Annotated in this window: 23 protein-coding genes and 3 tRNA genes; 10 read left to right on the top strand and 16 right to left on the bottom strand. The window is 39.6% G+C overall.

Going from position 1 to position 21,440, the window contains the following annotated elements; translation table 11 throughout:
- The first annotated feature begins 88 nt into the window (after window positions 1–88).
- Complete coding sequence (locus tag B1C82_RS10665) at window positions 89–3,283, top strand: SpoIIE family protein phosphatase (protein WP_086447557.1); 3,195 nt, start codon at window positions 89–91, stop codon at window positions 3,281–3,283.
- Between the two features lie 7 nt (window positions 3,284–3,290).
- Here B1C82_RS10665 and dcd read toward each other — a convergent pair whose 3' ends face one another.
- A complete protein-coding gene (gene dcd, locus B1C82_RS10660) occupies window positions 3,291–3,821 on the bottom strand; it encodes a dCTP deaminase (RefSeq protein WP_086447556.1) in 531 nt (176 codons plus the stop codon).
- A 70-nt stretch (window positions 3,822–3,891) separates the two neighbouring features.
- Window positions 3,892–4,665, bottom strand: coding sequence for an enoyl-CoA hydratase/isomerase family protein (locus tag B1C82_RS10655; protein ID WP_086447555.1), 774 nt, complete (start codon window positions 4,663–4,665; stop codon window positions 3,892–3,894).
- Window positions 4,666–4,790: 125 nt separating this feature from the next.
- On the opposite strand from B1C82_RS10655, the gene B1C82_RS10650 reads away from it, so the two are divergent.
- Entirely contained in the window at window positions 4,791–5,519 is a 729-nt protein-coding gene (locus tag B1C82_RS10650) for an LIC10067 family putative lipoprotein (protein ID WP_086447554.1), read from the top strand.
- Between the two features lie 69 nt (window positions 5,520–5,588).
- A complete protein-coding gene (locus B1C82_RS10645) occupies window positions 5,589–5,789 on the top strand; it encodes a hypothetical protein (RefSeq protein ID WP_086447553.1) in 201 nt (66 codons plus the stop codon).
- Between the two features lie 83 nt (window positions 5,790–5,872).
- Here B1C82_RS10645 and B1C82_RS10640 read toward each other — a convergent pair whose 3' ends face one another.
- The 3 genes from B1C82_RS10640 to B1C82_RS10630 form a co-directional block, all read right to left on the bottom strand.
- Window positions 5,873–6,244 (bottom strand): VOC family protein, encoded by a 372-nt coding sequence (locus B1C82_RS10640; protein ID WP_008589759.1) that lies wholly within the window; start codon window positions 6,242–6,244, stop codon window positions 5,873–5,875.
- A 99-nt stretch (window positions 6,245–6,343) separates the two neighbouring features.
- The gene (locus tag B1C82_RS10635) at window positions 6,344–7,489 is read right to left on the bottom strand and encodes a hypothetical protein (RefSeq protein WP_086447552.1); all 1,146 of its coding nucleotides are present in this window, start codon (window positions 7,487–7,489) and stop codon (window positions 6,344–6,346) included.
- The gene (locus tag B1C82_RS10630) at window positions 7,489–9,093 is read right to left on the bottom strand and encodes an NAD(P)-binding protein (RefSeq protein WP_086447551.1); all 1,605 of its coding nucleotides are present in this window, start codon (window positions 9,091–9,093) and stop codon (window positions 7,489–7,491) included. Before B1C82_RS10630 ends, B1C82_RS10635 begins: the two co-directional genes overlap by 1 nt.
- 115 nt (window positions 9,094–9,208) lie before the next feature.
- Here B1C82_RS10630 and B1C82_RS10625 point away from each other — a divergent pair, with 115 nt between their 5' ends.
- Window positions 9,209–9,961 (top strand): HAD family hydrolase, encoded by a 753-nt coding sequence (locus B1C82_RS10625; protein ID WP_086447550.1) that lies wholly within the window; start codon window positions 9,209–9,211, stop codon window positions 9,959–9,961.
- A 20-nt stretch (window positions 9,962–9,981) separates the two neighbouring features.
- Here B1C82_RS10625 and B1C82_RS10620 read toward each other — a convergent pair whose 3' ends face one another.
- Window positions 9,982–10,542: a TetR/AcrR family transcriptional regulator gene (locus B1C82_RS10620; protein ID WP_086447549.1), complete on the bottom strand. Its 561-nt coding sequence runs from the start codon at window positions 10,540–10,542 to the stop codon at window positions 9,982–9,984.
- Window positions 10,543–10,662: 120 nt separating this feature from the next.
- Between B1C82_RS10620 and B1C82_RS10615 the strand changes: the two genes are divergently transcribed.
- Entirely contained in the window at window positions 10,663–11,820 is a 1,158-nt protein-coding gene (locus B1C82_RS10615; protein WP_086447548.1) for an FAD-dependent oxidoreductase, read from the top strand.
- A gap of 16 nt (window positions 11,821–11,836) precedes the next feature.
- Here the strand turns inward: B1C82_RS10615 and B1C82_RS10610 are convergent, their stop codons facing one another.
- Window positions 11,837–12,697, bottom strand: coding sequence for a class I SAM-dependent methyltransferase (locus B1C82_RS10610; RefSeq protein ID WP_086447547.1), 861 nt, complete (start codon window positions 12,695–12,697; stop codon window positions 11,837–11,839).
- 152 nt (window positions 12,698–12,849) lie between these two features.
- Here B1C82_RS10610 and dapF point away from each other — a divergent pair, with 152 nt between their 5' ends.
- Window positions 12,850–13,719 (top strand): diaminopimelate epimerase, encoded by an 870-nt coding sequence (gene dapF / locus B1C82_RS10605; RefSeq protein WP_086447546.1) that lies wholly within the window; start codon window positions 12,850–12,852, stop codon window positions 13,717–13,719.
- Here dapF and B1C82_RS10600 read toward each other — a convergent pair.
- The 9 genes from B1C82_RS10600 to B1C82_RS10560 form a co-directional block, all read right to left on the bottom strand.
- The gene (locus B1C82_RS10600) at window positions 13,716–14,426 is read right to left on the bottom strand and encodes a lysophospholipid acyltransferase family protein (protein WP_086448560.1); all 711 of its coding nucleotides are present in this window, start codon (window positions 14,424–14,426) and stop codon (window positions 13,716–13,718) included. The genes dapF and B1C82_RS10600 overlap by 4 nt on opposite strands.
- Before the next feature lie 19 nt (window positions 14,427–14,445).
- Window positions 14,446–14,724, bottom strand: a complete 279-nt coding sequence (locus tag B1C82_RS10595; RefSeq protein WP_086447545.1) for a hypothetical protein — start codon at window positions 14,722–14,724, stop codon at window positions 14,446–14,448.
- 437 nt (window positions 14,725–15,161) lie between these two features.
- Entirely contained in the window at window positions 15,162–15,638 is a 477-nt protein-coding gene (locus B1C82_RS10590) for a WbuC family cupin fold metalloprotein (protein ID WP_086447544.1), read from the bottom strand.
- Window positions 15,622–15,801, bottom strand: a complete 180-nt coding sequence (locus B1C82_RS10585) for a hypothetical protein (RefSeq protein ID WP_010515017.1) — start codon at window positions 15,799–15,801, stop codon at window positions 15,622–15,624. The genes B1C82_RS10590 and B1C82_RS10585 overlap by 17 nt, the downstream gene beginning before the upstream one ends.
- A gap of 137 nt (window positions 15,802–15,938) precedes the next feature.
- Window positions 15,939–16,015: transfer RNA gene (locus B1C82_RS10580), tRNA-Arg, on the bottom strand.
- A gap of 6 nt (window positions 16,016–16,021) precedes the next feature.
- On the bottom strand, window positions 16,022–16,453 hold the full coding sequence (locus B1C82_RS10575; protein ID WP_086447543.1) for a hypothetical protein: 432 nt from the start codon (window positions 16,451–16,453) through the stop codon (window positions 16,022–16,024).
- The gene (locus tag B1C82_RS10570; protein ID WP_086447542.1) at window positions 16,407–16,853 is read right to left on the bottom strand and encodes a magnetosome magnetite crystal formation protein family; all 447 of its coding nucleotides are present in this window, start codon (window positions 16,851–16,853) and stop codon (window positions 16,407–16,409) included. The genes B1C82_RS10575 and B1C82_RS10570 overlap by 47 nt, the downstream gene beginning before the upstream one ends.
- A 40-nt stretch (window positions 16,854–16,893) precedes the next feature.
- Window positions 16,894–16,982 (bottom strand) — tRNA-Ser (locus B1C82_RS10565).
- Window positions 16,983–16,995: 13 nt separating this feature from the next.
- Window positions 16,996–17,081 (bottom strand) — tRNA-Ser (locus tag B1C82_RS10560).
- A 54-nt stretch (window positions 17,082–17,135) separates the two neighbouring features.
- Between B1C82_RS10560 and B1C82_RS10555 the strand changes: the two genes are divergently transcribed.
- From B1C82_RS10555 to B1C82_RS10540, 4 genes are all read left to right on the top strand, one after another.
- On the top strand, window positions 17,136–18,323 hold the full coding sequence (locus tag B1C82_RS10555) for a class I SAM-dependent RNA methyltransferase (protein WP_086447541.1): 1,188 nt from the start codon (window positions 17,136–17,138) through the stop codon (window positions 18,321–18,323).
- Between the two features lie 70 nt (window positions 18,324–18,393).
- A complete protein-coding gene (locus B1C82_RS10550; protein WP_086447540.1) occupies window positions 18,394–19,395 on the top strand; it encodes a patatin-like phospholipase family protein in 1,002 nt (333 codons plus the stop codon).
- A gap of 33 nt (window positions 19,396–19,428) precedes the next feature.
- Window positions 19,429–20,367 carry an ABC transporter ATP-binding protein gene (locus B1C82_RS10545; RefSeq protein WP_086447539.1) on the top strand — a complete coding sequence of 313 codons (939 nt, stop codon included), beginning with the start codon at window positions 19,429–19,431 and terminating at the stop codon, window positions 20,365–20,367.
- A complete protein-coding gene (locus tag B1C82_RS10540; RefSeq protein ID WP_086447538.1) occupies window positions 20,364–21,431 on the top strand; it encodes an ABC transporter permease in 1,068 nt (355 codons plus the stop codon). Before B1C82_RS10545 ends, B1C82_RS10540 begins: the two co-directional genes overlap by 4 nt.
- Window positions 21,432–21,440: the final 9 nt, after the last annotated feature.

Genomic DNA, 21,440 nt, shown 5'->3' with positions numbered 1-21,440 from the left:
ATTTATAAGAGCTTGTCTCAAGGGACCAGCTCTTGAAGCCCGATTGATACGGGTTACAAAGTCGCGAATTCGGTCCCCTATTGGTTGCATGGAAATTTCTTCAATCTTACAAAACGATGTTCTGCTGAACTATTATTCTTTCGGAAGCTTGCTATCGATTTTAGCGTTCTTTTGCACTTCCTTATTCTTCCTTTTCTTAAAAGAAAAATCTTCAAGCACAATGCATCTTGCATTAGGCGCTCTGTTTTTCTCATTCTTCTGTTCCGGATATTTTTTTGCGGCATTCTTATACAACCCGATGGCCGCCTATCACAGATGGTTGACCGTTGGGTTTATTTTACCTGCGCTTATTCACCTGGGACAGTTTTTAGCACGTTATCCAGGACATGCGAATCCCAAAATAAATCGAAACCTAACGGTTGGGATGTATGTAGTCGCAGCTATTGGAATTTCCTATTTTTACTATATTACCCTTAGTTCTCCTAGAAAATATCACTTCACCGCACACCATTGGGACTTTAATGCGGAGAAAGCTTCTTCTATCATTGCAGTTTTGATAGGACTATTCGTTTTAATTTCCTTTTTGATCATTCCGATTTATAGAATGACCAAAACAAAAGGAAGGGTCCGATTTGCGATCGGCGGCTTTATGGCAGCACTACTTGCAGGCGGTGTGGTCCCTGCACTTACGAATATTCTCAGCCGAGACGGTTGGATTGAACGTTCTACTTATTTAACGTCTATCGTTCTATTAATGACATTAGGGATCTTTTTGATCCTCGTAATCTTCTTAAACTTCAGTGAAGAAAAAACCACTTTTATGGTCAAGATTGTAGGGATCACTTTTGTGACATTGATGTTGATCATGCAGGCTTTGGTTTTTATTTCTAACCAAGATAAAGAAGCTGAATATGATACCAAAAGTATTGTGAACATGTCTAGAGCACTCGAGGGAGGGAAACAAATCCCTGAGATGTTATATATCGTTCAGTGGGAAGGTGGGTCCAAGAATGTGGATTATTCCCGCTATGATAATCAATACGATCTGAGACTTCCTCAATTAGAGATCGACTTTAAGAACACGATTATCTTCGAGCATATGAAACTTTTGTCAGAAGAAGGTTTTAGGGACTCAGTTAAGAAGACTCTAAAAGATACTCACGAATATTTCAGCGGATACAAAGCTGCGATCCTGAGGTTTTTGGATGATTATCCAAATTTGGAGGGGAAAGAATTAAAAACAAAATTATTCGATCATCTGAGCACTCTAAACACTGCTGTCTTTGTAACTTCTAACAAACTGGATTATATTTTCCCGAAAGAGTTCTGTGTAGACGGCAGAAACTATCTGAAAGGTGTCGGGAACAAAGGAGTTATTCCGTTCAAAGAACATCTTCTTCAAAAATGGAAGGAGAAGGACGGGACTTGTACTTTTGATGAAAAGGATTTGCTGATAGGACATTTAAAGGCAGAAGTTCTTTTATATTTCCGTCCATTCCAGCCGGCATTATATCGCCATTACAGAAAAAGTTTGGATGAACACCAACATTTCGTAACTTACATTCATTATGATGTGAAGAAGGATGTGGTCAGCGAAGTAGGTTATTCTTACCGCAAGTATAGAGAATTTATGCACCCAACTGCAGCAAAACAAACCCTGATTTTGGGTTTGGTTTTGATTGTTGTATTCTTCGTATTCCCTCTATTCTTCCGACAAAGTTTAGTTACTCCGCTAAATAGGCTATTGTCCGGGGTGGAGAAGGTAAACTTAGGCGCTTTGGACGTTGAAGTAAAAGTGGACTTAAAGGATGAGATCGGATTTTTATCCGACTCATTCAATAGCATGGTAACTTCTATCCGAAAAGCTAGAGGAGAACTCCAAGATTACGCAGAACATTTGGCTACTAAGGTAAGAGAAAGAACAAGAGAACTTTCAGAAAAGATGGAGGAACTCCAACGTCTTAAAGTACAGCAGGATGGGGATTATTTCTTAACTTCTCTATTAGCAAAACCTCTTTTTTATAATGCGAATAAATCTCCAAGGGTAAGCACTGATTTTATTCTTCGCCAAAAGAAAAAATTTGAGTTCAAAGGTAAACATGCGGATTTGGGTGGTGACCTTTGTGTAACCGGAAATCTTCGTCTCGGAAAGGAAAACGATTATAAACGTTACACTTTCGCGATGAATGGAGATGCGATGGGTAAGTCCATGCAAGGAGCGGGAGGCTCTCTCGTAATGGGAGTTGTTGTTAACTCCATTCTTGCCAGATCCGCTGCAAATGATAGAGTGTTGGATACCACACCTTCTGAGTTTTTAACGGAAATTTATAAAGAGATGCAGTCCGTTTTCAAATCATTCAACGGATCTATGGTGATCTCCGGAACATTTATCGTTGTAGAAGACGATACTGGTAAATTCTGGTATTTCAATGCGGAACACCCTTTCTCAGTAATGTATAGAGATGGAAGAGCTGGTTTCTTAGAAACAGGACTTACTCTTAGAAAGATTGGTCTGGATTCCGAATACGAGTTCAAGGTCCATTCCGGAAGATTAGAGCCAGGCGATGTATTGATTGTTGGTTCTGACGGTAAGGACGACTTGGATCTCACTCCTGAAAAAGAAGTTCGCACAATCAATGAAGATGAGATGCTCTTCTTACAAATGGTGGAGAAAGGCCAAGGTGATCTGGAAAGGATAGAAGAAGAAGTTCTCAAAGTAGGAGAATTAACTGATGACCTTTCTCTTCTTCGAATTGAATACTCACCCGTTACTTCTCCCGAACTAAATGGAAAAGAAGACGAGATCGCAGATCCTTTCGATTGGAAGTTCATCTATAAAAAAGCAAAAGAAGATTATATGGGCGGCCGTTTAAGCGAGGCTCTAGGTGCGCTCGAGGGTCTGTACAAATCAGATCCTCAAAACACTAAGGTGACCAAGCTACTTGGACTTCTTAGCTTTAAAGGTAAAAACTACGGCAAGGCTGTAGAAGTTCTGAACAAGTATCTTGGATCAGATCCTGATCTGGTAGAATACTGGTATTATCTTTCTTTGGCAAATCGTAGGATCGGAAGAATGGACGAAGCCATCTTAGCTGCCAAAAGAATGGAGGAACTCCAACCGGACAATCCCATGAACCTGATCAATCTTTCTGACTTATATCGTCAGACAGAACAATTTGATCTAGCATTGGAATATGCTCGTTTAGCTCTAGAGAAGGACCCAGAAGACGAGAATGCTCAGAAATTAGTAAGGCTGATTGAAAGAGATAGAAAAGCTTCTTAATAGAAGTTTAATATTTTCCGTTCTCGAAATCCTTATAAAGCATAGAAGTTTGGATACCTTTATTGCCTTGGTATTTGCCTGATTTGTATTCAGTGATCTCACCTTCTACTGTGTGATAGAAGATTTGGCAAATTTCCACATTCGGATAAATGATTAGAGGTTGGATGACTGAAATTTCAAGGGTCCAGAATCCTTTGAATCCCACGTCTCCGAATCCTGCAGTCACATGCACATACATTCCTAATCTACCGATAGAAGAACGACCTTCTAACATCGGGACAAGATTATGTGTTTCAGTGTATTCTAAGGTTCTTCCTAAATAAAGAACTCCAGGCTGTAAGAGTAACCCTGAATCTGGGATAATCAGATTTTCGGAAGGATTGGATTTTTTCATATCCAATGGAGTTTCTGTATAACGAACTAATTCGTTATGAAGCCTTAGATTATAAGAGTTTGGATTTAATCTATTGTCGGAGTAAGGATCAATGATGATGTCCTTCTCTAATCTTTTTTTAATTTCCTTACCCGTTAGAATCATTCGTATTCCAGCTTCCTTGTTTTGCCTATTTTCGGGTCGGCCTTGTGTCTCGCCTCCCTTTTTCGGAGTTCTATTTTCCTTTAAATTCCGGTTTTCTTTTTTCTCGAAAAGCCTTTAAGGCTTCTATCCTATCTTCTGTTTTTAAAGTCTTATTATAATGTTTCCTTTCTATCTTTAAGGCGGTTTGTATATCTTTTCCTTCACCTTCCCTAATAGCTGCTTTAGCAAGCTTTAAGGAGATAGGTGCTTTTTCGGAAAGTAAAGAAGCCAATTTTTTTCCCGCCATAAATGCTGAATCATGCCATATTGAATTAGCAAGTTGGATATTCAGTGCGGTTTGGGCATCTATAACAGAAGCAGTCAAAATAAGTTCTAATGCCTTTGTTTTTCCTACTCTACGCGGAAGTCTTTGGGTTCCACCTGCTCCAGGAATAATTCCAAGTCCAGTTTCAGTAAGGCCTACTTTTGCTTCTGCACTCATCAGAATAAAATCACAACAGAGAGCCATTTCTAATCCGCCGCCATAAGCATCTCCATCCAATGCAGCGATTGTTGGGAATGGAAGATTTTCCAGAGCCAGAAAACATTTACCGACTTGGTCCAGAAATTTATGTACTTCTTTCTCGGACATGTCTGCTCTTTCTTTCAGATCGGCTCCAGCACAGAATACGGAACCTTCTCCGCTAAGTACTAACGCTCGAATTTTTGGATCCTTGTTTGCCCTTTCGATATGTGACATAAGCTGATAGAGTGATTCTCTAGAAATTGCATTTCGTTTTTCGGGTCGATTTAAAGTGATTATGCACGTATAATCTTCGATGGAATAAAGAACAGTCTCGCTCATGTTTACCTTCTAAAAAATCTTTCCCGGATTAAGCTAAATCTTTCCGATAATTGGGTAGATTCTGCGGTTTTTTAAAAACGGCAAGCAAAAGCGTTACGTGCGAACGGTTCTAGGTTAAAGAAAAAATGCGATTTCAGACTCAGATCTTAGCTATTATTGTATCTCTATCTATTTTTGGACTTAGTTGTTCTTCGAGCAAGGACTCTGACCTTGCCAGTCAGCTGGGTTTGGGAAATCCTGTGATCACCGAGATAGATCCTCCTAGTGGATCTCCTCCAATAGGGTCCACTGCGGGAACAACGGTCACAATTAAAGGCCGTTTATTCTCCGCAAATACAAGCTCTACAACGGTTAAATTTAACGGAGTATCAGCGAATGTTCTGAGTGCTACTAGCACTGAGATCGTAACGGTGGTTCCGGCCGGTGCTTCTACTGGTACATTGTTTGTTACTAAAGAAGGTCCAGTTTATTGTGATGAGAATAATGGGAGCGCCGCCACCAATTGTTATGGTACCAAATTTTATGTAGATTGTTATAAGTCTTTCGACAATCTATACGGCGAAGAATTAGGAGTAACTTATCCCGATTCTAAATCCTTTTCAATTGCTGGCCAGACGGGAACCAAAGCTCTGAGGATTGACTTGAATCCAGAAGGGCCTACCAATGTTAAGATCGCCTGCGACACTTATCTGATCTATTCTAAGTTTTCTAAAACCTGCGGGCGCACAGATGTAGGAACTTTTAGTGATACTAATACTTGGGTATTTGAACCTACTTTGACTTTCTCCAGTTACTATACAGTTCAGATGTTTGTTACTGCCGGAAAAGGGGATTGTACAGTATCTTTTCCCTGATCTTTAGGGTAAAAAAATACTTGGTTTATTCTCCGATTTGGATTAGGATCAGCATTGAGGGATTACTGAATGTCAACAATAACCTCTATATACCTCGGACTCGCTGAAAAGGCCTCATCCGATCCACGTAAAATGCCTAAGGTGGAAGGAATACCTAATAAGCCTTATGAAAACAAACAGGCTGAAACCTTTGATCAAAAAGCAATGAATCCTAGTTATGCGGGCGATATTTATAAAACTAAGGGAGCATTTGTAGACAAGATCTCCTAACTTCTTTTGGCCCGATTGTCTAAAACCAATAAAAAAGCCCTCAATTGAGGGCTTTTCTTTATAAGAGCCTATGTCTTTAGGTCTTAATCTTCTTTGTAATTGATCTCTAAAATATTACCGGACGGATCCAAGAAATGAAGGAACTCTCCTCCGTCTCGGGCTTCTGGTCCTCTTACGATTTGAACTGACTTAGACTCGAGTTCTACGATCGCTTCGGTGAAATCATCCACATCCAATACGAAACTGAGGACAGGGGATTTAACTTCGGTTAAAGAACTTTTAACTCCGTTGGTATTGAGGAGTTTAATGTTCACAGAATCCAAACCGATGATTGCGAATTCGTTTCCTTTTTCCTCGATCGTCTCGAAATCAAATAGCTCGGAATAGAATTTTACAGAGGCTTCTATATCCCCGGTAGGTATTACAATATAATCGATTCCTTCTACGATGATCATTGAGGTAGATCCTGTTTTCCTTTTTCGTCATTATGAGATGAAAACCGGGCTTGTCTATCGGAAAACCGTAAGATACTCGTTTTTCAATTCGGAAGGGCTTTACGGGCCTAAATTTCGGAGGCCTATAAAGCCTTCCAGCTCAGAGTTGTTCTTTCCGCCCTTCCAAAGGAACCCATCTAAGATATAATGAGTGAATTGGGGAAGAAAGAAGATCGGCACTAAGATTCCCTCAAGGCCAAGTCCTAGTTCAGCTTTTATTACGGAAGAGTTTCCGAATAGATACGGATGTTCCTTCCATACAAAACTATCCCAAAGCCATTCTTCCGAAAAAGCAAATGCCAATAAGACTAATGAAAAGCTTAGGATGGCAAACGCCCCATTACGAAAGCTATTATAGAATAAGAAAGAAAGCTGCTTCTTTCTAAAATTAGAATATGCGAATACCAAGGCCATATACGGAATTCCATGGTTGATCACGTTAGTAAGGGTAAATGCAAAATCATCGTTTAATAATACAATGCCTACATACCAAACTGAAGCGGTGTTGAATAAGAGTAGAAGTTTTCCTATACTGATCCTTCTTCCTTTAAGAAGAAGATAGAGTTGGCTCAAAGAGTATACTATCACCCAACTCCAAAATAGTATATGAATGAAGTCTGAAAGGAAATGGTTTGGGTATTGATAAAAGTCACCTTCTATAAACCATTCGAAATGCCTGCCACCTGGTACTAGATGCCAATATAATACTGGCAAACCAGTTACCATATAAAGGCAGATCTTATCTAATAGGAATGGGATCTTGCTATCCGTCTTGGGTTCAGTTCTCGCATATAAACTCAAAAAACCATATTGCTGTCTTATAAAATGAAATACTGCAAGATAAGCCATAGCCCCCCAGAAGAATAATTTTCCGAAAGAGTAAAGAACCAAGGCTGCTATAAAACAAAGGAATGGAACTAAGCTTAGAAGCACTTTCTTCCGATTCCAAACTTCCTTATCAAAATAGGCTCTAAACAAAGTAGAATATACATGTGATACATCTACACCAGGAATAAGAAGTAACCAAAGCCAAGGAGGTAATGCATTGCCGTTTGTCCTAGAGGAACCAAGAGGTGAAGGTTCTGGAAATCCTAAGTAATTCGCGAGCAATACTATGATTACTGAAATCAATCCGGGAGCAATAAACCAAGTAAGATCGAATCTTTTAGAAATGATCCATGGACTGATCGTTTTATTCTCCTCCATCAACTTCTCTTTGAAAAGGTTTGTACATTTTTAGAAGCTTCGAATCCTCTATATAAAGCTTCTTCAAAAATGGAAATTCCACTTAGATCGCAATGTGCAAAATGAATTCCTGATTCTGATTGTGCTAATTTCTCCCTTTCTCCTCCCCAAAGAAATCCGGGAACAGGACGTATCATTGCATGTGCATGGGTCATGATATCAATCCGAGAAACTAAACTTTCGATATTGGGATGAGGTCTTTTGAGATCGGTAAGTATCTCTTCTTTCCAATTCTCCCAGGTTTTAGGAAGAATAGATCTTCTAGAAGCGATGGTATCTTTCTCTCCGAAAGCAAGATAATATGTAAGAACAGATTGAGGCCTAAGCGCTCTTAAATCTTGGTGGGTCGATACAACATATCCAAGAGATTTACTTTTATAAATTACATTCTCCCAAGCTGGTGGATGACCTTTTCCTTGAGGCAGTTCATCTACAAACAGATTTGCAACCAACCAAGGAGAATATTCTAATCTTTGTAGAAATGTTTCCTCCTCTCCCAAAATATATTTTCGGGTGAAAGAAGGTAGAGAGTAGATCACTTGCTCTGCTTGGATCAGAAGATCTTTCTTTTCTTTTACATCGTATGCATTGATTTCCCAGCGTCCTGAATTCTTGCGAATTCTTTCTACGAGTGTAGAAGTTCTGATCTTATCCTTAGATGGCTTTTGTAGGAGCTCCAACAGGAATCCGTTTCCTTCCGGCCAGGTTAGAACTGGCGGAGAATCTTCCTCTTCTCTCAAACGAGAACAGAAATAATGAAGTCCTGCCCAGGCGGAGATATTGTCGGAATTCCCACCGTAATCATCTCGAGTGCAATAGTCTGCATACCATAAGATCTCAGGTGATTGGATTCCGAGTGATTTTAGGTAATCGGCAAAAGTGATCCGATCCAATTTTAAAAATTCAGGATCTCTGGAAGAACGATCTATCGGAATACAGAATGCTTTTTGTCCGTCTCTTCCCCTTTTGTTTTGCCAAGAGTTTATAATTTTACGAAATAATAATTCTTGTGAGTCAGGTTCTCCACTTCTTCTAGGAACTAAACCCGCTTGCCATCTTCCTTGGTAAAAAAGTCTTTCTTCCGGATCGAAACAAAGATATTTTTCCGGATAGATTGGATTTCCATTTGAGTCTTTGCCTTGGACGAGTCCGTTCTCTTCTAAAAATTTACGAACTAAAACTGATTCAGGTCCCGGTTGTGGAAGATAATGTGCACCCCAAGGATATTTTAAAGAATTGCTTTCGGAATATCTGGAATTACCACCTATATCCTTCTCCAGGTCCAAGATCAAATAATTCGAGATCCCGAATTGGGATAGATAATATCCGGAAGAAAGTCCTGAGATCCCTCCTCCTGCGATAAGCACTTTTGTTTGGATCGTGCTTGTAGGAGAAAAATTGGTCCTGACCTGTCGGAGTCTATGACCGGTTTCTCTGTCCGGGCCAAGGATACTTCCTTGGATCTTTCTTTTTTTAAATCTGAAATAAGACCCAATTCCTAAAACGGCTGCACAAAATGCTAATGTGGAAAGGAATACTTTTCTGGAAAAACGATCTTCGGACATAAACGAACGGATTGCAGATTAGTTTTGAGGGAAGAAGAAGCAAGGAAAAAGAAATTTCCTAAACATTTTCCAAAACTCTCCTTGGCTTTCCGATCGGTCCGGGAATTTTAGAGTTATGGCAGTTCTTTTGGATTTAGATAATACAGTCTTCGATTCTATAGGGATTTATGAGTTTACGATCCGTGAAATGGAAAAAAAGGCAAAGGTTTTAGGCTTCTCTTCTTCCAAAGAATTTAAAAAGGCATATGATACGGTCCGTGCAGAAGTGAAAAACGAACTTCCGAACAATCCAGTCAATCGACTACGAATTCTTTATTTCAAGAAGATATCAGAACTTCTTTTTGGAAAATTAGATCCTTCTTTCGTTCTAAAACTGGATTCTGCATACTTTGGATTTTTCTTACAAGGGATCAAAGATTGGAAAAAGAAAAATGCCGCTGAGTTTAAAAAGATTCTATCTCTATTAAGAGCTTTGCAAGAAGTCCAGGCTTTAGTCATCATCACAAACGAATCGCTCAGAACTCAATTACTGAAATTATCCGTCCTATTTCCTAAAGACATCCAATACAAATTAGTAACCTCCGAAGAAAGTGGAGCAGAAAAGCCTTCAGCTTTGATCTTTAATAAGGCTCTAACAGGTGCCGATGCTAACAAATCTTATATTATCGGAGATTCTTTAAAAGACGATGTTGGTGGCGGACTTGCTTTCGGATTAGAATCTTTTTATTTGAAAAGCCCTATCTCTTCCGCTAAAACCAAATCAGTCTTGGAAAAGAAAAAATTAGAAGGAAAAGAATATTGGGAATCTCCCGATCTATCCTCCGCTTTAAACTATATCTTAAGTTTGGAAAAAGGAATCGTACTGTAAAATCTTAGTTTAAGATCTACTTATCCGTTCCAGCCATTCTTCAATAAAGAAAATAGAGAGTCTATACTCGTCTTTGGGTTTGCGAATTTCAAGGATCGATGTAAAGAATCTAAACAGAAATGTGCAATTGCCTCTGCTTCGATTTTACTGATTTTCTTCTTAGCTTCTTTTTGGATTGTAGAAGCTAAAGCCTGTTCATGTCTCATCCACATTGATTTTGCATAATTGCTTAATTCCGGGGTAGAATCGATCAGGTGATTAAACGTTTTGAAATTTTTTAATTCTTCTGGTTCGAGAGTCGCGTGCTGGATCGTAAAATCTCTGAGAGCATCCAGGATGGATGTTCCTGGCTTTCTGGAAACTACAGCATCAATTAACTCGCTCTCTTGCTCCTTGTCCTCGTCGAATACTAAAGCTTCCTTAGATGGAAAGTAGTTGAATAAGGTTGGCACGGATACTTGGGCCTTCTCAGCAATCTCTGCCATCGTGACGTTATGATAACCCTTCTCTATGAAAAGTCTAGTCGCAAGATTAGAGATAGATTTGCGCATTCTATCTTTTTTAAGCTCTCTTAGGCCCATAAGGCATTATTCTTAAACTTAGAGAATAGGTAAATAGGATTAATTCTTAAATTATATAAATATTTAAATAGATAAAATATTTAATTGACTTAAATATTTTTGTTTGTTACGATTCTACGTATGAAGGGAAATTTAAAAAACAAACGGGTAGCCATTATTGGCGGAGGTCCAGGTGGTTTAACTCTCGCGAGGCTTTTGCAGCTCAAAGGTGTAGATGTAAAAGTCTATGAAAGAGACATTAATAGAAGTGTTCGAGTGCAAGGCGCAACTCTTGACCTACATTTTGAATCAGGTTTGAAGGTCATGAAAGCGGCAGACCTGATGGATTCTTTTAAAGCCAATTATAGACCGGGCGCAGACAAAGGGCGAGTTGTAGATACTCATGCAAAAATAATCTACGACGAGCATGATAAAGAATCGAATGAAGATTTCGATGATGCAATGTTTAGACCTGAAATTGACAGAGGCCCTTTAAGAGAAATGTTATTAAATTCTCTAGAGCCAAATACTGTTGTTTGGGATAGCCAGTTTAAATCCATGTTACAGGTCGGAAATACTTGGAAGTTGGAATTTAAAAATGGCACAACTGCTAACGCGGATATCGTAATCGGAGCAGATGGTGCTAATTCTAAAATCAGGCCTTTTATTACTTCTACCAAGCCATTTTATTCGGGTGTAACGATTATACAGGGGAATGTGCCGGATTCAGAAACGGCTACACCCAATATTCATAAATTACTGAAAGGTGGAAAAATTTACGCGTATGATGGTGAGAAATTTTTGCATGTTTCTTCCAAAGGAGATGGCAGTTTAGACTTTTATGTTAGTTGTAAGAAGGATGAAAACTGGATTCAAAATAGTGGGATCGATTTTTCGGATAAGACACAAGTTTTCGCTTGGTTTAAAGAAGAATTCTCTGAATGGGATCCTATTTGGTTGGAGTTAGTTGAGAATGTAAGTTTACCTCTTCTACTTCGCCCTCAGTATTGTATGCCTTTAGATCAGAGTTGGGATACTTTACCAAATCTTACTATCTTGGGGGATGCAGCACATCCTATGCCTCCATCGGGTGAAGGTGTAAACTTGGCAATGTTGGATTCTTTGGAATTAAGCGAATGCCTGACAAATTCAAATTTCAAAGATATAAAAACTGCAATTGCGGTGTACGAAGAGAAAATGCAGATAAGGGCTGCGAATGAAGCAAAGGAATCCTTAGAAATGACAGAATGGATGCATTCGCCAGGTGCAGCAGAGAGATTAATGCAAATGTTGAATTAATCTCTCTGCAAGAGCGTTATTTCTTTCTAAGAAGTGCAAACAAGGTCAGATTTAGATTCACTTGTTTGAATGTTAGAAACCAAAGCATTAAAGTTCCGTAATAGAATGTCTTCTTTAAGAAAACCCCTAATTTTGCTTTGGGGCCGGAAACCCCTGATACGGAAGCAATAGGTTTTAAGATAGAAAATTCTACAGAAGAGAATCCACATTGTTCTGCTAAGAGTCCAAGTGTCTTTTCTGTATAATCGTTAATATGATCTTTTGCTTCTAGGTAATGTCCGCCTTCTTGCATTCCTTTTAATGCAACTTTCAAATTTGCTTTGAATAGCTGGACCGGGAAATTAGGAGTCTGCACAAATAAGAATCCACCCGGTTTCAAAAGCCCGAACAGATATTGGATAAGGCTATGAGGTTTAGGAATATGTTCAATCACGTCCCAAAGGGTAATGATATCAAAACTTTCTTTTGGAAGTCCGCTGTCTTGAACGATTCCCGGAAATACTTGTTTGAGACCGTTCTTTTCTCTCGCGAATTTGACCGCTTTTTCAGAGATCTCATAACCTACTGCTTCCCATCCAGGTCTTGAGGTTCCGATCGTTTTTACAAAGAAGCCAAGTCCGCAACCTACATCCAAAATTCTTCCCTTAGGAGCAGAAAGAAATTTGCCTATAAAGTCCTTGTAGATGTCTCTATGAGCCACATCCCACCAGTCTAAATCATAACCGGTTTCGTCGTCCCAGTATCCTTCATAATGTTCATCTTGTTCGTAAGTGGAGAATGCGTGGCTGCAATTCAAACAACGCACGATTGGGATTCCGTTTTCGACGAATAAGGTTTTGTTTTTCTGGCTTCCGCAAAGATAACAGGTCTGGTTCAAAGGAAGTTCCGTTTAGTTGATATTTTTATCCTTCGGGGCTAGTCTTTAAATTCCAGTAAAAAACAAAGCGTATTCGAGGCTTTTTGGATTTTCCGGAGAAGCTCCCATTGGAAGCATGGAAACAACCTCTCAGGTTTGATTAGGAGATTCGTTTGGCTAAAGTACATTTTACCAAGATGGAAGGGATCGGAAACGATTACGTTTATGTGGATGCAACCAAAGATGATTTACGTCTGAGTCCGGAGCAGATCCAAAAACTTTCCGACCGTAATTTCGGGATCGGAGGTGATGGCGTGATTTTCATCCGCGCATCTAATAAAGGCGATTTCCAAATGGATATGTACAACGCTGATGGTTCATCTTCCGAGATGTGCGGGAATGGAATTCGTTGTGTTGGAAAATATGTATTCGATCATGGCCTTACGAACAAAAAACAACCTAAGATAGAAACTGGAGCCGGAATTTTAGAACTCGACCTAAAAGTAAATGGAAGCGGCAAAGTGGAACAAGTTTCCGTAGATATGGGAAAACCGATCTTAGTTCCTTCTTTAATCCCTGTTAAATGGGAAAATGAAAATCCAATTTTAGAGCAGCCGCTTTCTTTCTTAAGTGGATTGCCGGGATATTCTTCTTATAATTTAAAATTCAGCTCAGTAAGTATGGGAAATCCACATTGTATTATTTATGTAGAAGATCCCGATAAATTCCCGGTCCGAGAAATTGGCCCGCTGATTGAAAATCATACTGAACTATTTCCTCGCAGAGTGAATGTGGAATTTGTATCCTTAAGAGGAAAAGATCATCTTTATCAAAGAACGTGGGAAAGAGGAGCTGGAGAAACATTGGCCTGCGGAACAGGTGCATGTGCTGTGATGACAGCTTCGCACCTAAATGGTAAAACAGGAAAAGATGTTCGCATCGATCTAAGAGGTGGAACCTTAAGAGTGCAGTTACTGGAATCAGGCCATGTGCTAATGACAGGTCCTGCTACAGAAGTATTCAGTGGAGTCGTGGAAGTTTAAGCTTCCGCGTACTGTCCTTCTTGTAAGGCGATCATTCTAGTTCTGACCACATCGGAGAGTTGTTTCATATTCTCCTCTAAAGTGCCTGAAAGAAAATCTCTATGATCTACTTTTTCCCCATAGATCACTTTTACCTTTTTATAGATCGCACGCTTTTTGATCTCACAGACTTCTTTAGGCATTCCCATGAAGCTTCGAACGATAGGCGGTATTGGGATATCAGAATATGATTCTTCGACAGGAATGATTACAGAAGGAAGTATATCCACTTTATTACGAATGGAGAATGCTGCGAATCCTGAATGAAAGTCCACCATTCCGGATTTAAAATCGTTTTTGACCATATAATCATGGCCTTCGGGAAAAATTCCTAGTGTCTCTCCCTTTTTAAAAACCTGTTGGATCATTTTGATGGAACCGAGGGAAATGTTTCCGTCGATCGACATCGGTATCCCGCCAGCGATCTTTGCAAGGTCTCTGAAGATAGGAATTCTAAATGTGTATTCTGCAGCGATCCAAGAAATGAATCTCGGAAAAGTATAAGAAAGAATAAATGGATCCATATCGGATCTATGATTGCAGGTAAGAATTACTTTACCATTAGTTACTATATTTTCGGTTCCGTACGCAGTGATATCTACGGCTAAACCTATAAAGGGAGCCACGAAATTTTTGATCCGAAGATATGTCTTTGCTTCTTTCTCCACGGTCAACCTTCCTAAGCGACTATTCTCCTAAGAAAACGCTCCACCATTTTTTATCCTGCCCAGCAGGCTTGTTAGAATTCGGATCTCCATCAGAGGATTTTATCTCCTGTCTGGGTCTTCCGAAATCTTTTTGTTTTCGTCTCGGCTGAACATTGGAGAGATTTTTTTTGATCTCTTCATATTCCTTCGAAGCGTTGGCATTAGAGCGAATATAATTACGTATATCGTCCCATTGAGGATCGTCTTCATTGCCATAAGCGGCATAGTTGAACAGATCAATTTGATCGAATTCAGGCATACTTTTCCTTTCCGTTAAGGGGAAGTTCGAATAAGATATGATCGGAATCGCTTAAAAGCGAAATCCTTTCAAACCATTCGCATGTTTGCCTGGGAAAATACTATGGCAACAGTTTTCGTAAATTTCAAACCGGATTTTCTGATTTCGTTTTTAAAAAATCTAGCGATTGTCACTGAATTTAGGACTTCGATTTTCCGAAGGTATAAGTTATGGAGAGAGAGAATCTCCCCCCTTTAAACAGACATAATCATAAAGAATCGGAAGATATAAAAGAAACCGGTACGGCGAAAAATCTAGGCAGGATCATTCCATTTCCTTCCCCGCCAGGAAGAAATTTGAAAAAGATCCGGGAATTGTACGAGGATATCTTCGATCAGAAACCGTGATAATAGTCCGTCGAGATGCTCCAGGAGCACGCGGCTAAATCGTTTCTGATTTTAGAAAAGAGATCTGAGAAAATCCAGATATTGAGTTTTTCCTTCACCGTTCTCTGGTGGAGCCCAGGAAGCGAACTCTTTGTCGGTGCTAGGATCGTATGGTCCTGACTTTCCTTCGAAGCAGATACAGGTTTCCGTAAGGCAGACCAATGTATGGTACACGCCCGGAAGAATATCTATCCCATAGACAGGTCCGTCCGAACTCAGGATTTGCTTATCTCTGATCGCACCATCTTCTTCGAATAATATGAAGCCTAATTTTCCTTTTAGTACTAAAAAGGTCTCAGGCTTAGGAGGATTTTTGTGACGGTGAGCTTGGACGTAAGTGTCCTTAGTAAGCACGTTTAGAAATCTCTGATAAGGTTCTAGTAGTTCGTGGAAATTATGGTTGGTTCTTCCTCTAGCAGAAGAGGAAGCAAGTGGAAGGAGTTTATCGAATAACTCCTGATCGATGAGTAATTTATCCGGCCGAGACAAGTTGTAGATGCTGCTCGCAATACGCGATTAGGTAATCAGTGCAGGCTGTACAAGTATCCGCAGCTCCGCAAGCTTTTACCACTTCACGATAGTCTTGCCCTTGTTGTTTAGCAGTCTCTACGATTTTTTCAAATGTGATTTGAGCGCAGTGGCACTTTTCCATACTGGTTCCCGATCTCTTTCTCTATAACTATCGTTTTTGAGACTCATTATTAAAGTCAAGTTTTCTGATAGAATTTGAAGAATATTTTCTAAATTATAAGGGACATAATGTCAGAGTTTATGGGGAAAAGAAGAAGTTGGTGCGCCCAGAAGGATTCAAACCTCCGACCTTCTGATCCGTAGTCAGACGCTCTATTCAGCTGAGCTATGGGCGCGGGTGATTAAAAAAGTTTCTTTTCCAAAAGCTCTAAATGCTCTTGGGGAAGTTTTGGGACCAGTTTTTTGCCCTTAGTGTAATTGTATAGCAGTAAACCGGATAGGCCAAGATAGATAATAACTCCAGCCAAGTGAGCAAGATTAGCTAACCAAGGTCCTGCTACAGGAACAAAAGACAAGAACCAAGACAATACTAAGAATGCGATAAAATATAATACGCCAATAAAGGATAGTTTAGAATGTCTGAATACTTCTGCTTCGTTGGAGTAGAAAGAAAATCCTATCAGCCAATTTCCGAATAAAGGAAGAGTCACCAAATAGATTCGAAATCTTTCGGTGTTTATAAAACTCTTTGTTTGGTTCCAGTAAGGGGAGAGAAAATTTAAGGCCTTAGCCTTTAGTTCCTCTAATTTTGCTGAGTATTTTTCGAACTTCATTCTCTATTTCCGGGAATAATGGTAATACGAACAGTTTGCCTTGGTAAGCTTGCAAGGCTCCTAAAATTCCGTAACCGAGCAAAGCTAACCATGCGACATAGCTGATAAAGTCGGTTACGATCGGATTCGCATGTATCCATTTTAAAATGGTGCTTAGAATAGGAAACTCTCTTAAGAACCAAACCACCAAGTATAAAAATAAGAATCCTAGATTTAACTTGATTGCTTGAAGCGCATGAAACTTGCAAATTTCCTGTTTTTTTCTAAAAAACCAAGGAATGACCCATCCTAAAAAAGGAATATAAGAGATGGCAGCAAATAAATTGGGGTATTCTTCCCCTTCTAATAATCGCTTGGTCTCTTCCAGGAATTCCCGGGTGTTGAATCTCTGGTCAGACATCTTCTTATTTCTCGGGGTCAGCGTGAGAGTTTGGAACTTTCGGAGACGCAGGGATTCGAACCCTGGGTACAGGTTACCCCATACGACAGTTTAGCAAACTGCTCCTTTCAGCCACTCAGGCACATCTCCAGCAGTGTTCCATCGGAGAAGGTAGGATTCGAACCCACGGTGGGAGTTACCCACGACGGTTTTCAAGACCGCTGCCTTAAACCACTCGGCCACTTCTCCGGTTAAGGATTACTTTACTGACAAGATGGGGGACCCTGTCAAGGTGATTTACCTATGAGTACGGAAAAGAACCGTAGAGAAATTTCAGGATTGGTCGTAGAGAAATGGGCTAATCTCGGAACTTGTATTTCTCATGCGGAGAATAAAACCGTTTTTGTAAAAGCTGCTGTTCCAGGAGAAAAAGTTCGGATCAGAACAGATAAAGAAAATTCTAAACTGATTTGGGGCACTGTTGTATCTGTTGAAAAAATTTCTCCGCTTCGGATCGAGTCAGATTGTTCTGCGTTTCCTGAATGTGGAGGTTGTTCTTACCGCCATATTCCGTATGAGGAAGAGCTTCAGATTAAAAAATCACTTTTACAGGATTCTTTTTTATATGTTTCTAAATTGGATCTTTCTCAAATTCCTGAAATTGGAATTTTAAGCGGGCCGCCCGACGGTTATCGCAATACTGCTCAGATCAAAATTGAATTCAAAAAAGGAAAAACAAACGCCGGGTTTTATAAGGAGAATTCCAACTCCTTGGTCTCGTTTCCAAAAGAAGGTTGTAAACATCTTCCTTCAGAGATGAACGAGTATGTTAGAAAGAATTTAGGAAATAAGAAAACGTTTTCTAGGAAAGGAGATTGGAGACTTCGATATTCTTCCGGAGAAATTTTAGAATATGATAAAAAAGAAGTGAAGATCGGCCCTTATCTTCCTGAAAAAATCGAATGGTCTATCCCGGCGGAAGGGTTTACCCAAGTGAATCGTTTTCTTTTGGAAGAATGGATGCTTAAGATACGTTCCTGGATCCCGAGAGATTCCGGACCAGTATTAGAATTTTATTCAGGAGCTGGACTGATCAGCTTGGCGATCGGTCACTTGGTGAGTCACCTCTCCGGCTACGAGTTGTCGAGTTCATCCGTAAAGGCAGCGGAGAAAAATGCAAAGAATCTAGGATATTCGCATTTAGAGTTCCATACGTTGGATCTGAATTCTTCTCTGCCTAAGAATTTGGGATCCTTTGGTGCAGATCTGTGTATTCTGAATCCACCAAGGGCTGGGGCTTCTTCTTCCTTATTAGATTTTTTGGATGTTTTACGACCTTCTCGCGTTATTTATTCTAGCTGTAATCCGAGCACCTTGGCAAGAGATCTTGGGATCTTAAAAAATTCAGGTTATAAGCCCAAGGAAATCGTTCTTACAGATTTTTTTCCCAGAACCAAACATTTCGAGGTCTTGGTTCTTTTAGATCTTTGATTTTTTACTTTTAGAATTCCGATTTGAAATTGGAAAATGGTCATAAGGGGCCCGGCTCCGGAGAAACTAAATGCCGATCATAGACGAATACGAACTACCTTCTAAAAAGTCAGATCCTGGATCCAAATTTGGCGAGGTCTTACAGGGCATTTGGTTAGAAGACGAGATCTGTTTTGCGATCGCAGGCGGTGGTTGTAAGGCATTCTACGGTTTGGGCTTTGGACATGAATTAAAAACCTGGGGATTAAAACTTAGACAAGTGTCGGGAGTTTCTGCAGGTGCTGCGATGGTGCTTTCTTTACTTTGTGAAACAGAAGAAGAATCAGTCTCCTTCTTTGAAAGAATAGTCCGCAAAAACCCACGCAATTTTTATTTTACTCGTTTATTCAATGGAGAGAAAGCATTTCCTCACGAGGATATGTATCGTAGAACGATCCGATTTGGAATGGACTTCGATAAAATCATTCGATCCGGTGCAAAAGTTTTTATTCATACGATCAAAGCTTTTCCGAAAGATGATTCTAATAAGAACACATTCAGACTCGCAAGATTGATTGCGGAAACAGGAAAAGCATTCTTAGAGGACGAAAGAGATCGCAACAAAGGGCTTTATACAGAAAGAACATTTCGTGTTTTAAGAAATTGGAATATGAAAGAAGTTCTTTTTACGGAGGCAGACTTTAGGGATCCAAGTGTGATCGAACAGATCATTATGAATTCTTCTTCTATTCCTCCCATTGTTTCTTTTCAGAACCATGGAAAGGAATATTATTTGGATGGAGGACTTACTAATAATTTACTTTTAGAAGCATTTCCTCCCAACGCAAAAATTATAGGAATACATTACGAACCAACTACAATAGTTGGAAAAGACCCACGTCTATTGGATCGTTGTTTCTTGGTAACTCCTTCTAAACAATTGCCGATCACTTCTTTCGATTATACAAATGCAAAAGGTGTAAGAGAAGCTTATGAGATGGGAAAATCGGACGCACTAAAAAAGAAGGATCAGATCTTAGAGTATCTCAAGAAAGATTGGGTGAAAAAAGCAGAAAAGCTTCGTAAGAATTAGACCGATTTTAAATCATGATCTTCAGGTTGTACTGTGGATAAAATTCAAAACCCGATCATCTCGGTATCTAATGTAACTAAAAAATTCAAAGATGTAACCGCCGTTAGCGATCTCTCTCTAGAAATTAAAAAGGGAGAGTTCGTAGGTTTGCTTGGGCCGAACGGAGCAGGTAAAACTACTCTGATCGAAATGTTGGAAGGTATACAATTTCCTGATTCGGGAAAAATCCAAATTTTAGGCACAAGCTGGAAAGAGAGCGAAACATTTTTAAGAAGTAATATAGGTCTCGCTCTTCAAGAAACCAGATTTATGGATAGAGCCACAGTTTGGGAAACTCTCAAATTATTCGGAAGTTTTTATAAGGCTCCAGAATCCAGGCTTCATGAAATTTTAGAACTCACCAGACTTACTGAAAAAAACAAATCCTTCGTGAACAGCTTGTCGGGGGGCCAAAGACAAAGATTGGCATTGGGTGTTTCTATAATGAACAAACCCGAAATATTATTTTTAGATGAACCTACTACAGGTTTAGATCCAGGAGCCAGAAGAGATATCTGGAAAATTTTAGAAGATCTGAAAGCATACGGAACTACAATGATCCTCACCACTCATTATATGGAAGAAGCAGAAGTTCTCTGCGAAAGGATCATAGTAATGGACAAGGGCCGGATCTTAGACCAAGGAACCTTATCTGATCTTTTAGGAAAATTAGGTGGAGGAGAGATTGTTCGTTTCTCTTTAGAGAATGGAACCGATCCTAGTGGATATCTTCCTGAAAAAGGAAAATTCAAATTTAGTTGGAATTCCGACACCAAAGAAGGCCGTATCAATGTGGAAAGAATTACGGATTATCTTCCTTCCATGTTGGATTCGTTTTCTAAAGCAGGTATCGTTTTAAAAGAACTGGAATGTCATAAAAAAACCTTGGACGACTTATTCCTTTCCATGACCGGAAGAGGGTTGGAAGAATGAAACAAATCTATCATTTAGTCACGATTCAATTAAAGGAATTTTATAGAGAACCTGGAATACTATTCTGGGCTTTCATATTTCCAATTGCAATTGCGGGAGTACTCGGACTTGCGTTCACTACTAAAGGAGTGCCTCAGACAAGGGTAGCAATTATCTCTTCTTCACATAATGCGAGTGGAGTTTCCGCAAAGATAGAAAAGGCATTTTCTGATTCTGTCGGTGGTAATTCCGACGGCTTAGGAGTGATTGTTCCTCAAGTGCTCGGAGAAGAAGACGCAATCAAGTCACTTAAAAGAGGAGAGATCAATCTTCTGGTAAAAGAGGATGAAAAAGGAAATTTAGAATTTTCTTTTGATCCGAGCAATGCAAACGCACAAAGAGATTACCTTCTTCTCTCTAATGCTCTTTTAACAATGCAAGGAAAAGAGCAGACCAGCTCTAGTATCAGAAGATTAGATTCAAAAGGCACAAGATATATTGATTATCTGGTTCCTGGAATGCTCGCTATGGGCGTGATGAACTCTTGTCTTTGGGGAGTAGGCTGGAATCTGATCGAGATGCGGCTAAAAAAACTTTTAAGAAGAATGTCTGCGACTCCAATGAATAAGTTGGCATTCGTAATGTCTTTCTTCTTCACTCGACTAGTTGTGACTACAGTAGAATCCATCATCTTCTTAACGTTTACATTTACTGTTTTTGAAAATGCGTTTTTCGGTTCTATTCCCGCGGCCCTTTTGATCTTTCTTACTGGAAATTTCGTATTTGCATGTATTGGAATTTTTGTGGGTTCTAGAGCCCAAAGCTCTCAGGTTGGGAATGGGCTCGTGAATGCATTCACATTTCCGATGATGGTTTTATCTGGGATTTTCTTCAGTTATAAAAACTTTCCGGATATAGTGCTTCCATTCATAAAACATCTACCTCTGACCCTGGTTGCTGATTCTTTGAGATCAGTATTTATCGAAGGAGCCGGGCTAGCAGAAATTGTCTACCCATGCGTGTTTATGGTAGGGATCGGATTTTTCTTCTTGGGTGTTGGGCTTCGTATATTTCGCTGGTCTTAACATATCAAT

The organism is Leptospira venezuelensis (assembly GCF_002150035.1).
Classification (GTDB): Bacteria; Spirochaetota; Leptospiria; order Leptospirales; family Leptospiraceae; genus Leptospira_B; species Leptospira_B venezuelensis.
Note: the sequence above shows the minus strand (reverse complement) of the source record. Positions and strands in the feature narration are given on the sequence as shown.

Excerpts from the sequence above, each read along its gene's own strand:
- B1C82_RS10620 (WP_086447549.1), bottom strand. The coding sequence starts at position 10,542 with ATGGGCCTAAGAGAGCTTAAAAAAGATAGAATGCGCAAATCTATCTCT.
- B1C82_RS10550 (WP_086447540.1), top strand. The coding sequence starts at position 18,394 with ATGCCGATCATAGACGAATACGAACTACCTTCTAAAAAGTCAGATCCT.
- B1C82_RS10655 (WP_086447555.1), bottom strand. The coding sequence starts at position 4,665 with ATGAGCGAGACTGTTCTTTATTCCATCGAAGATTATACGTGCATAATC.
- B1C82_RS10665 (WP_086447557.1), top strand. The coding sequence starts at position 89 with ATGGAAATTTCTTCAATCTTACAAAACGATGTTCTGCTGAACTATTAT.
- B1C82_RS10635 (WP_086447552.1), bottom strand. The coding sequence starts at position 7,489 with ATGGAGGAGAATAAAACGATCAGTCCATGGATCATTTCTAAAAGATTC.
- B1C82_RS10630 (WP_086447551.1), bottom strand. The coding sequence starts at position 9,093 with ATGTCCGAAGATCGTTTTTCCAGAAAAGTATTCCTTTCCACATTAGCA.
- B1C82_RS10645 (WP_086447553.1), top strand. The coding sequence starts at position 5,589 with ATGTCAACAATAACCTCTATATACCTCGGACTCGCTGAAAAGGCCTCA.
- B1C82_RS10615 (WP_086447548.1), top strand. The coding sequence starts at position 10,663 with ATGAAGGGAAATTTAAAAAACAAACGGGTAGCCATTATTGGCGGAGGT.
- B1C82_RS10595 (WP_086447545.1), bottom strand. The coding sequence starts at position 14,724 with ATGCCTGAATTCGATCAAATTGATCTGTTCAACTATGCCGCTTATGGC.
- B1C82_RS10540 (WP_086447538.1), top strand. The coding sequence starts at position 20,364 with ATGAAACAAATCTATCATTTAGTCACGATTCAATTAAAGGAATTTTAT.
- B1C82_RS10575 (WP_086447543.1), bottom strand. The coding sequence starts at position 16,453 with ATGAAGTTCGAAAAATACTCAGCAAAATTAGAGGAACTAAAGGCTAAG.
- B1C82_RS10555 (WP_086447541.1), top strand. The coding sequence starts at position 17,136 with ATGAGTACGGAAAAGAACCGTAGAGAAATTTCAGGATTGGTCGTAGAG.
- B1C82_RS10640 (WP_008589759.1), bottom strand. The coding sequence starts at position 6,244 with ATGATCATCGTAGAAGGAATCGATTATATTGTAATACCTACCGGGGAT.
- B1C82_RS10625 (WP_086447550.1), top strand. The coding sequence starts at position 9,209 with ATGGCAGTTCTTTTGGATTTAGATAATACAGTCTTCGATTCTATAGGG.
- B1C82_RS10570 (WP_086447542.1), bottom strand. The coding sequence starts at position 16,853 with ATGTCTGACCAGAGATTCAACACCCGGGAATTCCTGGAAGAGACCAAG.
- dcd (WP_086447556.1), bottom strand. The coding sequence starts at position 3,821 with ATGATTCTAACGGGTAAGGAAATTAAAAAAAGATTAGAGAAGGACATC.
- B1C82_RS10585 (WP_010515017.1), bottom strand. The coding sequence starts at position 15,801 with ATGGAAAAGTGCCACTGCGCTCAAATCACATTTGAAAAAATCGTAGAG.
- B1C82_RS10650 (WP_086447554.1), top strand. The coding sequence starts at position 4,791 with ATGCGATTTCAGACTCAGATCTTAGCTATTATTGTATCTCTATCTATT.